This window comes from Pseudoalteromonas sp. 2CM36K, from assembly GCF_023161865.1.
GTDB classification, from domain to species: Bacteria; Pseudomonadota; Gammaproteobacteria; order Enterobacterales; family Alteromonadaceae; genus Pseudoalteromonas; species Pseudoalteromonas tetraodonis.
In genome coordinates this window covers 56,618-71,706 of sequence record NZ_JALNTK010000025.1, presented here as the reverse complement: position 1 = coordinate 71,706, position 15,089 = coordinate 56,618, and the positions used below count along the sequence as shown (strand labels likewise).

The window sequence follows — 15,089 nt, the reverse complement described above, 5'->3', positions numbered from 1 at the left end:
GCTCACTAACTTCCGATGTAATAAATGATAGCTAATCATCTATTACAGAGAGATACAAGGCGGGGCTTTATGCCGCGCAAAGGAATTATTCACAAAGAGGGCTAAGAGACACTGCGCTTTTAGAGGGTAAAGTTACAATCGAAAGTTAACGGGCAGCGGGGATCGGGTTACGAGCCTGATCCCGAAACCCGTAGCTCGCAGCCCGCTGTGAGTTTAATCTTGCTGTTGTTCCATAAAGCGCTGTAGTTGATCTTTTAGATTTGGTGGAATACCTTTGATCACTAACGTATCAGTGGCTTCATTATAAGTTACACGCTCGCCTAAATGCTTACGCTCAAAACTGATACTGACTCCACCGCCTAAGCCTGAAAATTTAACCATACTGGTTAGCGTTTTTTTATCAACCGGGAATGACTCTTCTAAATCATAGCTTTGCTCTTTACAAAAGCTTTCAAACGGGTTGTCGTCGCCTTTGGTAAGCGTTGCTGAAAGTTCACTCACATTAGCTTCTTCACCCGTGGTAACACAGTCGTTACAGTAATCGAATACTTGCTTACGTAACTCGTCTTTTTCAGATTTATCAAACTCTTGCTCTGATAAGTAGTCTTCTACCGCATTGAGCATCACTTGACTTTGCTGCTTAGGATCAATGCCCTCTTCACAACCTAAAAAGTCTAAGAAAAAGTCAGCTACTTTACGCCCTGCACGACCTTTAATAAATGAAATATAACGATTGTCTTCTGCTTGGGTATCCCATGCGGTTAAATCAATACGAGCAGCCAATTGCATACGCGAAATATCTAAATGACGCGATGCGGCTAAATCAAGCTCAGAGGTCATTGAGTAATGCTCTTTAATATTAATCATAGCAATCAACATATAATCAGTCGCCACGTACTGATAATGACAAAATACTAAATAGCCGGTTTCGTTAAAGGCGTATTTATCTAACTCTTCTTTTAACACCGTTGATGCCTGCTCGGTCATGTGCCAAAAGCCAAGCTCATTATTACGATAGCTTTGCATGGTAGAGGCTACAATACTATTTTTTTCGCCACTGAATGCACAAAACCCTTTACCTGGCTTGCCATTGTAGGCATGGTGTAATTGCTCAATGAATACAGCCACTTTATCGTTGATAGTCATTTCGTCGCTACGAAGGTGAATTTGAGTGTTGTCATCTTTTTTGTCTACATAGTGTACGACTAATTTTTTAACATCTATTGCCATCTTTGTTTTTCACGCCTCTGGTGTTAAAATACGGGAATATAACTCTTTTTATTGAACCAACTGATGCCAATCTTATCAAAATACTCTAATGAAGAAGTAGAACAAATCGTCGATCAGCTTATTGATGTTTTATCAAAACACAATGCGCCGGTTGATTTAAGTCTTATGTGTTTAGGAAATTCTATCACGCATATCTTAAAAGAGCATGTACCTACAGGGAAAAGACAAGCCGTTACCGAGAACTTTGCAAAAGCACTCGCGCAGTCGGTTAAGTAAACTCTATGAATTTATCGCAGCACAACCAGTTTTCATCGAAAGCGAGTCAATTATTAAGTTGGGGCCATTGGTTTACATTTGCCAATATTGGCTTAGCGCTTTTAATTAGCTTAAGCTATTTATTTGCCGATTCGCCACCGACCACTTATATGGGTATAACCTATATGATGGTTACTTGGCTAAGCCACACTAGCTTTATTGCATTTTTAGCGTTTGTGCTGACGGTTTTCCCTTTGAGTTTAGTATTCCCCTACCCACGGCATATACGCGGTATGGCAGCAGTGATTGCAACTATCGGGGCCTCAATACTGACTTTAGACGCTTACGTCTACTTTAACTTAGGTTATCACTTAAATGCCTCTGCACTGCCTGAAATTATTTCACTGTTGTGGCATCGTGTAACAAACTCTCCCGCACTTACCACCTTGCTTGCAGGCAGCATAGTGTTAGCAATATTAGCGTTTCAATTGACTGTTAGTAATTTTACTTGGCATCATTTGGGGCGTTTAAAACAGTTTAAATTTGCCCGTTATGCCGGTTCATTTTTAGTGATTTGTTTTGCGCTAAGCCACAGCATTCATATTTGGGCTGATGCCAATTTAAAATTTGATATCACTAAACAAGATAATGTACTACCGCTTTCGTACCCGACTACGGCAAAAAGCTTACTCGCTAAAAACGATTTGCTGGATGTTGAAAGCTACGAGCAAGCGCACAACGTTAAAATTAATAACCAAGGTATTAATTATCAAGCACCTGCTCCATTAGAAAAATGTGAAGATTACAGCGCAGCAAAAGTTGATATATTGGTGTTTGATAATGACGAGCAGCTAGCAAAATTTGTTGCCAGCCAACAAAGTATTTATAAAAACACGCAATTTTTGCAACCCACAGATCATAGTGATATGTTATTTGGGCTTGTGTACGGCTTGCCAGCATTTTACAAAACGAACATTATTGAGCAGCAAACGTTACCCGTTTGGCAAAGCCAACGCCGTAGTGTGGAAGTGGCCGGTATTGATGAGCTGAGCTTTATTAACGAGCAAGCACATAAAGACAGTGCAATAAGAATTGTTAAAGGGGCTGAAAACGCCACTGTACGTGATGACGCCACCGAATTTTTTGCTTTTAGTATCTCGCAAGATAGCAATGAAATTGTAACCACGTCAACATTGTATAGCTCCGATAAATTTATTTCTAAGGTGAACGGTTTGATTCAGCCTAGCGATATTATCGCTACAAGCCTTGGTCAATACTTAAACTGTAATGCGATTGCGCAGCAAACTATGCTGGGCGAAAACTTGTACAGTAAAAGTAATAATATTGGGGTTAATTACTCGCAAGGCGTGGTGATTGCTTACAAAAAAGATAGAATCACGCTTATTGATCGTGATGGAAATTTTAGAAATATCTCTGCCGCTGAAGGATTTTCAATTGAACAAGGGCTTGATATTCCATTTTTAGTGCATGGTATTAAAAAGCTTAAAACATTCAGCCAATAGCACCTCATAATACGAGCGAGTCATTAAAACTGACTCGCTTAGTTTCTGTTATTACTCCTTTGCACTTGCTATCCCAACAACCTAGGTTATAGTTTTTAGCATCAATTGTTTTTAAGCTCAGTAGCGCATGTTAAGGATAACTGTTATGTGTAAAATTATTAACCTGATCGTTACCGCCTGTCTTTTTTGTTTAAGTACATATACTTCAGCGCAAGCCACCTACTTTAAGTGCGTCACCCCAAAAGGTACCACTTTCTCTCAGTTTCCTTGTAATGATAATGCTACCTCACACACAATAATCGCCACTGAGCCTAAGCAAACGGGTAAAGAAATAAACTATACCAAACAGTTAAACGAGCTGGAACGAGATACGATTATTTCCAACCTAGAAGCAGAGCTGCGAAGTAATCAGCATAAGTTAGCAATACTTTTACGAGAAAAAGACAGGGCTGATTTTAAACAACAGCAGCGTTTAAATCATATATTGAGCGCAGATGATAAAAAGCGTATTAGCAAAGATATTAGAAACACACAGAAAACATTAGATAAGCAATATAAAAAAGATAAAGCATTGATTGAAAAGCGTATTAAAAAGTTACAAAAAAAGATTGATGCCTATCAACCTTGATCAGGCTAACTTCAATAAATATCATCTTAATTAGCTTGGTTTTAAATATAAAATAACATACCCTTTACATTCATAGAGCATAAACTCTATTGTGTGTTTAGTGGTGTAATTTCCTTTGACCCGCTTTTACAAATTAAATGGTATCCACCGGCATTATCCTAAACACCTAAAGGCGTCTATTAAGGAGTACTGATGCAACCACGCCAAATTGCTGAATTAATTTTAACCGGTTTTAAAAAGCATTATTTGCTGTTTCAAAGAACGACAGCCAAGGCTCCCTACGCTTTTGCTAAAAGAGACTGGCAAGCTATTAATGATATAAGTCGCCTGCGTATAAGCTATTATGATGATCGGGTGAACGAAACAACAAAAACACTACGAGAACGCCAGCAAACAGACGCGCTAAACGAAAGCTTATGGCTTGAAGTGAAAAAGCTTTACCAACACTTTTTATGTTTTCACCCGCAAGCAGAACTTGCTGAAACATTTTATAATTCAGTATTCTGCCGCTTGTACCACCGCCGCTATTTTCACAATGACTTTATTTTTGTAGAAGCCACGCTCAAAGATGCGCCTTCAGTGCCCGTTGAAGCTGAATACCGTAGTTATTTTCCTGTTGTAGATGGTTTAAAGCCCACCATTAAACGCATTATTAATCACTTTGATTTTAAAGCCGACTTTGTCAATCTAGAACGCGATATTCGTTTATTAGTTAAAGCGTTTTATAAACAAGCACCCGATACACACCACCAACATTGGCAAATGCGTTTTGATATATTACATACCCCGTTTTATCGTAATAAAGCCGCTTACATTGTGGGGCGCGTTGTATCGCAAAGTGGCGTTCAGCCTTTTATTATTGCCGTGTTACACCATGAAGATAAAGGCCTTTATTTAGATGCCTTACTTACAAAGTCGTCGCAAATGCGCGTTATTTTTGGCTTTGCGCGTGCCTATTTTATGGTAGAAACTCACGCTCCTTCAGCGTTAGTGCGGTTTTTAAATCAACTTATGCCTAATAAAACCCTCGCCGAGCTTTACAACGCCATAGGCTTTCATAAACAAGGTAAAACCGAGTTTTATCGCGAGTTTTTGAATCATTTAATCCATTCTAATGACGAATTTACCATTGCTCCCGGTACACCGGGTATGGTGATGATGGTATTTACCCTACCCTCGTTTGGTTATGTATTTAAAGTTATTAAAGATAAATTTGGCGAAAGTAAGCCGTTTGGTCGCGATACGGTATTAAAACGCTATCAACTGGTTAAAAGTCATGACCGTGTTGGCCGAATGGCTGACACCATAGAGTATTCAAACGTCGTATTTCCTTTGGCACGATTTGATAGTAACTTGTTAGCACAGTTGCACAAAACCATTGGCTCATCGATGGTGATTGAGGGTGAGTGGTTAATCATAAAACATTTGTATATTGAACGGCGAATGACACCGCTTAATCTTTTTTTAGAAAATGCAGACGAAAAAAGTGCCGCCGATGCCATTGAAGAGTATGGCCAGGCGCTTAAAGAAATGATTGCCGTGAATATTTTCCCTGGCGATATGCTGTTAAAGAACTTTGGTGTAAGTAAGCACAAACGTATTATTTTTTATGATTACGATGAAGTGCAATATTTAACAGACATGAACTTTAGAGCACTACCCAAAGCAAAAAGTTATGATGATTATTTGATGGATGAACAAAGTTACTCGGTTGCTCCGCAAGATGTATTTCCAGAGCAATTATGTACCTTTGTAATGCCTAACCCAACATATAAACAATTTTTAACCAGTACGCACCCAGAACTACTTGATGTGAGCTTTTGGAAACAAGCACAACAAAATATAAAAAATGGAAAGGTGAGTCATATTTATCCCTATCCTACAGCACAGCGTTTTATCCATTACTGGTAAACGTTAAGGACACACAATGAATATAAGTAAAATAGATTTAAATTTACTGGTTTATCTCGATACATTACTGCGCGAATGTAACGTTACTCGTGCCGCTAACCAGCTTAGTATTACTCAACCGGCAATGAGTAATGGACTGAAACGCCTACGTAACCTTTTTAACGATCCTATTTTAGTGCGTACCAGCGATGGTATGGTGCCGACCGAGCGCGCTATTGAGTTACAGCCTGTTATTCGCGGCATTTTGATGACGCTTGAGGAAACGCTAGCACCTAATCGCGAATTTGAAGCTAAACAAAGTAAACGCGTGTTTAGAATTATGGCCAGTGACTATGCAGCCAGTACCATGGCACCGCGTTTGTTAGGGAAATTACATGAAGAAGCCCCAGACACCACATTAGATATTTTAACGCCCAGCGATGTAACCTTTCATGATGTAGAAAACGGTAAAGTAGACATGGCAATTAACCGCTTTGAGAACTTACCGCAATCGTTTCATCATAAGCGAATTTGGAAAGATAGCTTTTGCTGTTTAGTAAGATCCGACAACCCTATTATTGAAAACTTTAGCCTAGATAGCTATTTAAAAGCCCGTCATATTTGGGTAAGTAAAACAGGCTTTGGTGTTGGGGTTGGCATGGATCCTAAAGATGTGCAAAAGCTGGGTTGGGTTGACGAAGCGCTCGCCCATTTTGGGAAGCATCGAAATATTGCCACCTTTACTCGTAACTACCATGTTGCTATTCATTTAGCGAAAGAAAAAAACCTCGTGGCGACTTTACCCTCAAAAGCGGCCAATATTTATGTAGACGATCCAGGGCTTAAAATACTTGAGCCACCTTTTCCTATTCCACCATTTGAACTTGATATGATATGGAGCCCTTTGTTACACAGAGATGCTAGCCATATTTGGTTACGTCAAAAAGTAGCCGAAGTAGCTGAAGAGCTTAAATAACCTTCTTACATGCTTTTATGTAAATTTTGCTTGCTAGCAGCATGTTAGCAAGCTTGACTAGACCTCCCCACAATAATAAAACGATGAAAAACAATTAGTTAAAAATAAAACCGCGTTGGAATGCCGCTTGCTTAGTTATCTATGTATTTTAAATTAACAGAGGTCATTATTATGAGCACCCATCAAGGACAAGAGATAAATCATATCACCGACATTATCCAAGTAATGAATAGCGGTATCGACTTTTACGAAAAAGCACAAGATAAAGTACAAGATCCTAGCGTAAGTGCATTATTTCAGCGCATGATTGACGCCCGCAAATTAAGTGTTGAAAGCTTACAACCCTATGCAATTAATCAACAAGGCGCACGTGAAGATGGCTCTTCGTTCGCGGTAGAAGCACGCAGAGCATTTACCGCTTTGCTCAGTACATTCACTAGCGATAATGACCAAACCTACATTAAAGAGCTTGAAGAAGTAGAAGATAAAACCTTAGAAGAAATCAAAACAGCGTTGAAAAAGCCTCAATCACATGATTGTGAAGCGGCGCTGTCAAAGGTATTGCTTACCATGCAAAGCTGTCATGCTGAAATGAGTAAAATGCAAAAACATTAAGTTTAAAAACTATAAAAGGGCCTTACGGCCCTTTGGTTGTTAAATAACAATAGGAGAGTTATTAGGGTCTGTTGACCTTTTAAGGTTGAATTTGCAGCAGTCTGTTTGGTATTTAGGCAAGACAGAGCCTATGTGGTGTGGTTATTCCCCATAAATAGGCGATAACGCCGCATCAATACCAAACAGGCGCTGCCCGAAGGGTTCTGCTTAGGGGCGATTTACTCTTTGTTGCTCGGTTTTTACTTAGCCCACTAGGTTACAAACCTCGCGCCGCGATTAAACCGCTCCTAGTTTGAACAAATTTTAATCCAAAAAGGTCAACAGACCCTTATTAAAAGCGGTATTCTGCACCTACGTAGTAGTAAGCACCGTTAAAACCAAATGGCGCTGAACGACGAGAGTACTTAAATACCCCATCACTGCTGACAATGGTATTACCTTGAGCATCTACAATAGTACCTGAACGTGAATTACCTATGGTGTTTTCATCAGGGTAAACATCAAATAAGTTATTTGCGCCAATGTTTACCGATAAATTATCAGTTACAAAGTAATTAACTTTAATGTCAGTTAAAATTTCAGCACCGTAAGTCTGGCGACCGCCATCTTCAACTGTGTACTCACCAAAACGATTAAGTGATAAATTAACAGTCCAATCGTCACGGCGATAAAGCGCACTTAAGTTAATGCGATCTTCTGGTTGCCATTCTTCAATGATAGAAATTTCTTGATCAGAAAACACATCATCGACTGGCACGGTTTCAAGACCAGAACCTGCAGGTGTAAATAACGACACGACATCGGTTTCGGTAAAGTTGGCCGCTAATGTAAAATCAAGCGTGCCGCCTAGGCCTTCTGTATTCCATGTAGCTACAAAGTCGATACCTTGCGTTTCTGTGTCAGCCCCATTTAAGAAAAACTGTCCTGCACCAGCACCCGAGCTCAGTAACGCGGCATCAAGACTGTTTGATAAACCTTTGCCTAAGCGATTACTAATTACAATACGGTCGTCAATATCGATTGAGTAGTAATCAAGCGTTACATTAATATTATCGCTTACGTTATAAACAATACCTAAACTGCGGTTTTGTGATTTCTCTTCTGTTAACTTAGGAATACCTAAACTTTGCGCCAGTGTTGAATCGTTTCTAAACGTGCCCACTTCTTCAGCCACTAAATTGCCATTAGGACCAACAACAAACTGCGTGCTGATATTGTTAAAGTACAACTGCTGCATTGAAGGGGCTCTAAATCCTGAGCTTAATGCACCACGAAGTGAAATATCTTCGGTTAGTGACCAGTTACCCGCGAGTTTAAAGTTAACTGTATCGCCAAATCCTTTGTAATTATCGTAACGTAACGCCCCTGAGATAATCACATCTTCAATAACGTAAGCCTCAGCGTCTAAATAAAACGAGATCACATCGCGCGACTCATCAACCGACGATGCTGGCGATGAACCACCAAAGCCTTGTGTGCCACCTGATGCATTTTCGCTACCAATACCACCGCTCAGTCCATCATAAATATTAACACCATTGTTGGTATCGTAATCGCGGTATGCGTATTCGCTGCCCTCTAAAATACGGTACTCATCGGTGCGTATTTCTGCGCCCATTGCTAATGAGTAATCATCAAAATTTTGAGTAAAATCAAGATTAATCGTTTGCAGTGATAACTCCATACCATACGCGTAACCTTCACGTGGAATAGTGGCGCGAATATCTGCGGCGCTCAAGCCTTGGTCGTAACGTAAGAAGTTGGCATAAGAGGCATTAATCGTATCGCTAGTGGTGTAATCAATGCTGTTTTCACCATAGGTGTACGATAAGTCTAAGCTTGAGTCGTTATCAAACTGCGTTTTATAACCAAAGTTATATGAAATATCGTCAATCGTAGTGTTTATTTTTGGTAAAAAGCCAGCCGGAACTGTCGCATCACCATCTTGTAATACTGGGTTACCACCGGCATTGGCATTATGACGGAAAAATGCTGCTGATTCGTTATCACGCGTTGAATAGGTAATAAAACCGTATAGTTCACCCGCCCCTAATTCGTAGCCGGTGTTAACGGTTAAACCAAATTGTTGAGAGTCGGCATCACCAATTCTAAATGTATCGCGTGGCGCGGTTAGTTCACGCGGGTCGCCTGCCAGTAACGTGCCGTCACTGAGCTCAGTACAACCATAAAATTGACATGAACCATGAAGCCCTGCACGGTTAGTTGGCGCGCGGTCACGGTAGTTTATAGTTGTATTTAAATAACCATTGTCACCTAAAGCAAAGCCTTTATTAAAGTCGATGTTAACAGTTTCGCCATCACCTTCTGAATACTCACCGTAGTTAATAGCGGCTTTACCACCTTCGCTGCCATCTTTGAGCACAATATTTATAACACCGGCAATTGCATCAGAACCATATTGAGCCGCAGCGCCATCACGCAGTACTTCAATACGTTTAATTGCTGAGGCTGGAATGGCGTTCATATCGGTACCCGCCGTACCACGCCCCACCGAAGTATTAATATGAATAATACTGGCTTGGTGACGACGCTTACCATTGATCAATACCAACGTTTGATCTGGCCCTAGGCCACGTAGCGTTGCTGGTCTTAATGCGTCAGTACCATCACTAATAGATGAACTTGAAAAGTTAAAAGAAGGTGCGATAGCTTGAAGCATGCGACCAACTTCTGTTTGGCCGGTATTTTCGAGTGCTTCTGCACTTAAAATATCAACGGGGACAGGTAAGTCTTCAACTGAGCGCCCTGCCACACGACTACCTACAATAGCAATTTTTTCGATGTTTTGTTCTGCGCTTTGTTCAGCGGCATTTATTCCTTGTGAATTAACTGCAAGTAAAGCAGGTAATACAGCTGCACTAACTCCTGAAAGCTTCATCATGTTGTTATCTTTCCTATTGATTTGTTTGAGTTTAATACTCAGTAAACCATTTTGATCAACAACCGCATCGAGCGGTGTCTCAGCCAGTAATGCTTTTAGTGCATCAAGTTGAGAATAAAATCCATACAACGAATTTGCTTTGTATTGCTTGGCAAGTTCATACGAAAAAACCACAGTTTGTTCTGTTTGCTTAGCAAATTCTATTAAAGCTTTGTCTGCTCGTTGCGCTTTTATATCAAATTGCATCATTTGCCCTTCGGTTTGACTTGCATACACACTGATACTAAAAAACAGCGGTGCAACAAGGCCAAATTGAGTTAAATGGCACGTATGGTTACTGCGCAACTTATATAAACAGTTAGCAAACAAAAATCCTCTATAGTTTTTTATCATTTTTATAATCTTTAAATTACTTTTTACACTCTTATGAGCAACATTGATTAACAATGATGTGATTTTCATTACGATTACCTATGATTTTTTTTGATATTTTAGGCTAACAACATGCTCGCCTAAACGTTCATGTTCAATCGAAAAATTAGTTTGCAAGCTCTCTAACAGCCCTGCCACATCACCCGCTTTAAAAACACCGGCCACTTTTATACGAGCTAACTCATCAGATGATAGTTCAAACCGCGTAGCGGTATAACGGCTGACTTCGTTTAAGGCATCAACCAGTTGCTCACCATTAAATATCAACATGCCATTTTGCCAAGCTAAGTCACGCTGTACATCATCAACCGATAACTGTGTGATTGGTTTGGTAACGCTTTGTTCAATAATTACTTTTTCACCGGAAATCACAATATTGGCATTAATTTGACGAATTTCATGATTGTTATTATCAGCTTGTTGATACGCTTTAAAATCATCAGCATTAACAGCAACGCTAGGATCGGTGATCATCACTTTACCCTCAGTAACAACCAGCTCGAGATCTGACGAAGTATTGCGCTGCACATTAAATACAGTACCGAGAGCGGTAAAGCTTTTATCACCGGCCATCACGCTGAATGGGCGTGATGCATCTTTAGCAACATTAAAACGGCCCTCGCCACGACTTAGTAACAATTGCCTACGGCCTTGGCTATAAGCGACTTCCAATGAGCTATTGGTATTAAGTTGTACAATTGTGCCATCTGGTAAAACATAGGTTGCTTGCTCGCCAACTTTTGTTTTATAAATTTTTGTATAATTTACCTTGGCTAAATTTTTGTTGAAATTGCTATCTATATTTAGCAATAAATAGCTGCACATCATTAATGCAGCAACAATACTTGCTGCCATGCCAAATACATACGCAGCCTTTGTTTTGCTATTAGCCGGTTGTTTATTTGGAAATAATACGCTGAGTTCGTTAAGTACACTCAGGTCATCCCAAAGCTTAGCTAATTCATACACCGCATTTTGATGAGCAGTACTTTGTAGCATCCACAGTTTAAATTGTTCTTGCTCTTCTTTTGTAAGGCCACGGTCAATAGCACTGATCCATTGCGATGCTTTTTCTAATATTAATTCTTTTGAGGTAAATTGATGGATGTTATTCATTTTGCTGCCCTCATTATGTCCGCACTTTGTTGGCAATGGTCGCTCTCATCGTGTGACTGTTCGCGCATATATAGCATGGTATTTAATAACCCTTTGGCAACGTGTTTTTCTACCGTACTTTGACTTAGCTGCATTTGCTGTGCGATCTCTTTTTGGCTCATTCCATAGACTTTTTTTAAAATAAAGCACTTTCTTACAACAGGACTTAATTGCTCAGTCGCCCGACAAAATAATAAAAAACGCTCTTTAGAGGTGTATTCGTCTTCTAATTGCATTGATTTAAGCAATTTAGGGAGTTCAGTTTCGTGGTTTAAAGGGGTACTAAATTTATTATCCCATTTAGCTATATGATTAAGTGCTAGATGTTTAGCTGTTTTTAACATGTAGCTACGGGTGTATTGAATATCTTGCTTTAATTCAGCTTCATAACTTTTAACAAAGGTCTCTTGAACAATATCATCAACATCGTCAGGCAACACAATTTTAGACACGAAGCGCCGCAGTTGCGTGGATATGTCTGATAATGTACTGGCTAATCTAAGTCCTTGAGCCACGTGGGTCGTCTCTTGTTATTATTTCCGTAAGATTACGGGTTTTAGGGCTAATTACAAGGAATTTTGTTAATTATTGGTTATTTATTAGTTGCTAACATAGATAGTGCAATGTAAACGTATTACCTTTTATAACTTTTTTAATGATTATGCCTGTTTGGTAAATATTGAAAGTTACCGCAATTTTAGTTGATTAGGCTTTTTATAATGAGGGCAAACAGATATTTAGCTTAATTTTATTGGCGTGTTGTGTAGTAATTTAGTAGTGGCAACGCTACTATTAACGGATAGGAGTTACATATGAATAATCAAAAATTATCAGATTTTGAGCTTTATTTTCAAATTGATGAAAGTAATCGCGTTAATCTGTTTGCCGTAGATGATTCGGCTGTGCCAAAAAGTTTAGCTGAACTTGACGCTGATATTCCGCCTTTATTTAAACTTGCTAACGAAGTAAGCAGTTTAGAGCAAAGCGCCTTAGGCCCTTTGCGTAATTTAGGTGATATTGCCCAAGAACTAACTACTTTTTTACAAGCTCAGTCGCGCAAAATAGATTTGATCATGAGTCATATTTTAGCCTCTGAACAACCAGAAGATAACTCTATCTATTGCGACAGTTACGGCGGTGGCGGCATTAAGTTTACCAGTGAACATTTGTATACATTAGAGCAAAAGTTTCGTACTAAACTTTTTTTACAACACGAGGCCTCTGCGGTGTATTGTTATAGCGAAGTGGTTGCCATTGAAAAACAAGATAATGAGCACTACCAATATACCCTGTTATTTGTATCAATAAGAGACAGCGACCAAGAGTTGGTTGTAAGAGCCAGCTTACATGCGCAAACTCGCCAGCTTAAAAAGCGCCAGCAACTTGAAAAAGCCAAAGAGAGTACAAACAATAAAAGCTAGCGTTTATTTACTTCTCAAATCGCTTTAAAATTGTGAGCCAAACACTCATTTAGAAGTGACTTAGCAGTAATTGAACTGCTAAACTAGCCCCATCTTTATTTGTATTAAAAATCCATGAACTTTAGACTTTTACCTGAATGGGCCGAGCAAGACGCTGTTATGCTTACATGGCCGCATAAAGACACAGATTGGGCTGATAACTTAGCCCGTGTAGAACCTGTATATATTGAGCTTGCTAAGCATATAACAACGCAGCAAAAGCTTGTTATTGTGGCGCATAATAGTGCCTTAAAAATGCATATTACAGCATTGTTAAATAGCGCTAACATCTCTTTGAATCGTGTTCATTTTGTAGTAACCCCTACCAACGATACGTGGGCGCGCGATCATGGCCCGCTTACTTGTGGCGCTATTGACTCACCCGAGCAACTAAAAGTATATGATTTTACTTTCAATGGTTGGGGCAATAAATTTGAAAGCGCATTAGATAATCAAATTAATCGTACTTTGGTAAAAGAGTTAAGTAGCAAAAAAAACCACTATCAAGCGCTCGATATGGTACTTGAAGGTGGCGGTATTGAAATAAACGAGCATGGTGTGTTGCTAACAACCAGCGAATGTTTGCTTAATAAAAACCGTAACCCAAATTTAAACCCAAGTGACATAGAAACGCTTTTAAAAGCGCACTTGGGCGCAACAGATTTTTTATGGGTTGATCATGGCTATTTAGCAGGTGACGACACCGACAGCCACATTGATACCTTAGTGCGTTTTGCACCAAATAATACCCTTGTGTATGTGCAATGTGACGATGAAAGCGATGAGCACTTCAGCGCGCTTAATGCCATGCAAACGCAACTACAAAGCTTTAAAACTGCCGATCGCACCCCATATAAGCTAATTGAGTTGCCATGGCCAAAAGCCGTGTACGATGATGAAAACACGCGCTTACCCGCCACCTATGCAAATTACTTAATTATTAACAATGCGGTATTAGTGCCTACTTATAACGATATAAACGACCAACGCGCGTTAGCACAGGTTCAAAAAGCATACCCAGAGCACACAATTATTGGGGTAAATTGTTTACCTATTATTGAGCAATTTGGCAGTCTTCACTGCATTACAATGCAATTACCTCGTGGATTTTTAGCTGGAGCAGCACAATGACAAGCCCTGCAAATTTATCAGTTGCCTTAGTGCAACAAAGCAACAGTGACAACGCTGAACACAATATTGAAAAATCAATTGCTGGCATTCGCGATGCAGCCAGTCAAGGTGCACAACTTGTTGTGCTACAAGAATTACACCGTAGTTTATATTTTTGCCAAACTGAAGATGTCGACGTCTTTGATTTAGCCGAAACAATACCTGGGCCGAGTAGTAACACGTTAGGTGAACTTGCTAAAGAGCTTGGTATTGTAATTGTCGCGTCTTTATTTGAAAAGCGCGCTACAGGCCTTTACCACAATACCGCAGTGGTGCTCGAAAAAGACGGCAGTATTGCCGGTAAATACCGTAAAATGCATATACCGGATGACCCTGGCTTTTACGAAAAGTTTTACTTTACTCCTGGCGACTTAGGCTTTGAGCCTATTCAAACCTCAGTGGGCAAACTTGGCGTACTGGTGTGTTGGGATCAGTGGTTTCCTGAAGCGGCGCGTTTAATGGCGATGGCCGGTGCAGAGCTTTTAATTTATCCAACAGCAATTGGCTGGGATCCACGCGATGATAAAGACGAGCAAACCCGTCAAAAAGATGCTTGGGTTATTAGCCAACGAGCCCATGCGGTAGCCAATGGCGTTCCAGTGATTAGCTGTAATCGTGTTGGTCTTGAGCGCGACCCGAGTGGACAAAGTGACGGCATTCAATTTTGGGGTAACTCGTTTATTGCAGGTCCCCAAGGCGAAATATTGGCAGAGGCCGATAATCAAAGTGAACAAATATTAATGGTTGAACTTGATCAAAAACGCAGCGAAAACGTAAGACGTATCTGGCCGTATTTACGCGACCGCAGAATTGATCATTATCAAGATTTAACAAAAATCTATCGCGACTAAAT

Annotated in this window: 13 protein-coding genes; 9 read left to right on the top strand and 4 right to left on the bottom strand. The window is 39.9% G+C overall.

Features of this window, described 5'->3' with window-relative positions; all coding sequences use genetic code 11:
- Positions 1 to 213 precede the first annotated feature (213 nt).
- Positions 214 to 1,230, bottom strand: a complete 1,017-nt coding sequence (gene yejK / locus MTN97_RS15170) for a nucleoid-associated protein YejK (RefSeq protein WP_248474786.1) — start codon at positions 1,228 to 1,230, stop codon at positions 214 to 216.
- 63 nt (positions 1,231 to 1,293) lie between these two features.
- On the opposite strand from yejK, the gene MTN97_RS15165 reads away from it, so the two are divergent.
- The 6 genes from MTN97_RS15165 (at position 1,294) to MTN97_RS15140 (ending at position 7,117) form a co-directional block, all read left to right on the top strand.
- Complete coding sequence (locus MTN97_RS15165; RefSeq protein WP_008109847.1) at positions 1,294 to 1,506, top strand: DUF1414 domain-containing protein; 213 nt, start codon at positions 1,294 to 1,296, stop codon at positions 1,504 to 1,506.
- A gap of 5 nt (positions 1,507 to 1,511) precedes the next feature.
- The gene (locus MTN97_RS15160; protein WP_138765527.1) at positions 1,512 to 3,008 is read left to right on the top strand and encodes a DUF3413 domain-containing protein; all 1,497 of its coding nucleotides are present in this window, start codon (positions 1,512 to 1,514) and stop codon (positions 3,006 to 3,008) included.
- A 145-nt stretch (positions 3,009 to 3,153) separates the two neighbouring features.
- Entirely contained in the window at positions 3,154 to 3,636 is a 483-nt protein-coding gene (locus tag MTN97_RS15155; RefSeq protein WP_248474785.1) for a DUF4124 domain-containing protein, read from the top strand.
- Positions 3,637 to 3,828: 192 nt separating this feature from the next.
- Entirely contained in the window at positions 3,829 to 5,547 is a 1,719-nt protein-coding gene (gene aceK, locus MTN97_RS15150; RefSeq protein WP_069439313.1) for a bifunctional isocitrate dehydrogenase kinase/phosphatase, read from the top strand.
- Between the two features lie 16 nt (positions 5,548 to 5,563).
- Positions 5,564 to 6,502: a LysR family transcriptional regulator gene (locus MTN97_RS15145; RefSeq protein WP_028835763.1), complete on the top strand. Its 939-nt coding sequence runs from the start codon at positions 5,564 to 5,566 to the stop codon at positions 6,500 to 6,502.
- Between the two features lie 171 nt (positions 6,503 to 6,673).
- Positions 6,674 to 7,117 (top strand): PA2169 family four-helix-bundle protein, encoded by a 444-nt coding sequence (locus MTN97_RS15140; RefSeq protein ID WP_214552849.1) that lies wholly within the window; start codon positions 6,674 to 6,676, stop codon positions 7,115 to 7,117.
- A 331-nt stretch (positions 7,118 to 7,448) separates the two neighbouring features.
- On the opposite strand, the gene MTN97_RS15135 is transcribed toward MTN97_RS15140, so the two are convergent.
- From MTN97_RS15135 to MTN97_RS15125, 3 genes are read right to left on the bottom strand one after another with little or no spacing between them, the layout of a single operon-like run.
- A complete protein-coding gene (locus tag MTN97_RS15135; RefSeq protein ID WP_248474784.1) occupies positions 7,449 to 10,481 on the bottom strand; it encodes a TonB-dependent receptor plug domain-containing protein in 3,033 nt (1,010 codons plus the stop codon).
- Positions 10,482 to 10,490: 9 nt separating this feature from the next.
- Positions 10,491 to 11,567, bottom strand: a complete 1,077-nt coding sequence (locus tag MTN97_RS15130; protein ID WP_248474783.1) for a FecR family protein — start codon at positions 11,565 to 11,567, stop codon at positions 10,491 to 10,493.
- Positions 11,564 to 12,121, bottom strand: coding sequence for an RNA polymerase sigma factor (locus MTN97_RS15125; RefSeq protein ID WP_248474782.1), 558 nt, complete (start codon positions 12,119 to 12,121; stop codon positions 11,564 to 11,566). Before MTN97_RS15125 ends, MTN97_RS15130 begins: the two co-directional genes overlap by 4 nt.
- Positions 12,122 to 12,418: 297 nt before the next feature.
- On the opposite strand from MTN97_RS15125, the gene MTN97_RS15120 reads away from it, so the two are divergent.
- The 3 genes from MTN97_RS15120 to MTN97_RS15110 all read left to right on the top strand — a co-directional run bounded on the left by MTN97_RS15120 (position 12,419) and on the right by MTN97_RS15110 (position 15,087).
- Positions 12,419 to 13,027 carry a PilZ domain-containing protein gene (locus MTN97_RS15120; protein ID WP_248474781.1) on the top strand — a complete coding sequence of 203 codons (609 nt, stop codon included), beginning with the start codon at positions 12,419 to 12,421 and terminating at the stop codon, positions 13,025 to 13,027.
- 114 nt (positions 13,028 to 13,141) lie between these two features.
- Complete coding sequence (locus MTN97_RS15115) at positions 13,142 to 14,197, top strand: agmatine/peptidylarginine deiminase (protein WP_248474780.1); 1,056 nt, start codon at positions 13,142 to 13,144, stop codon at positions 14,195 to 14,197.
- Positions 14,194 to 15,087, top strand: a complete 894-nt coding sequence (locus MTN97_RS15110) for a carbon-nitrogen hydrolase (protein ID WP_013464677.1) — start codon at positions 14,194 to 14,196, stop codon at positions 15,085 to 15,087. Before MTN97_RS15115 ends, MTN97_RS15110 begins: the two co-directional genes overlap by 4 nt.
- Positions 15,088 to 15,089: the final 2 nt, after the last annotated feature.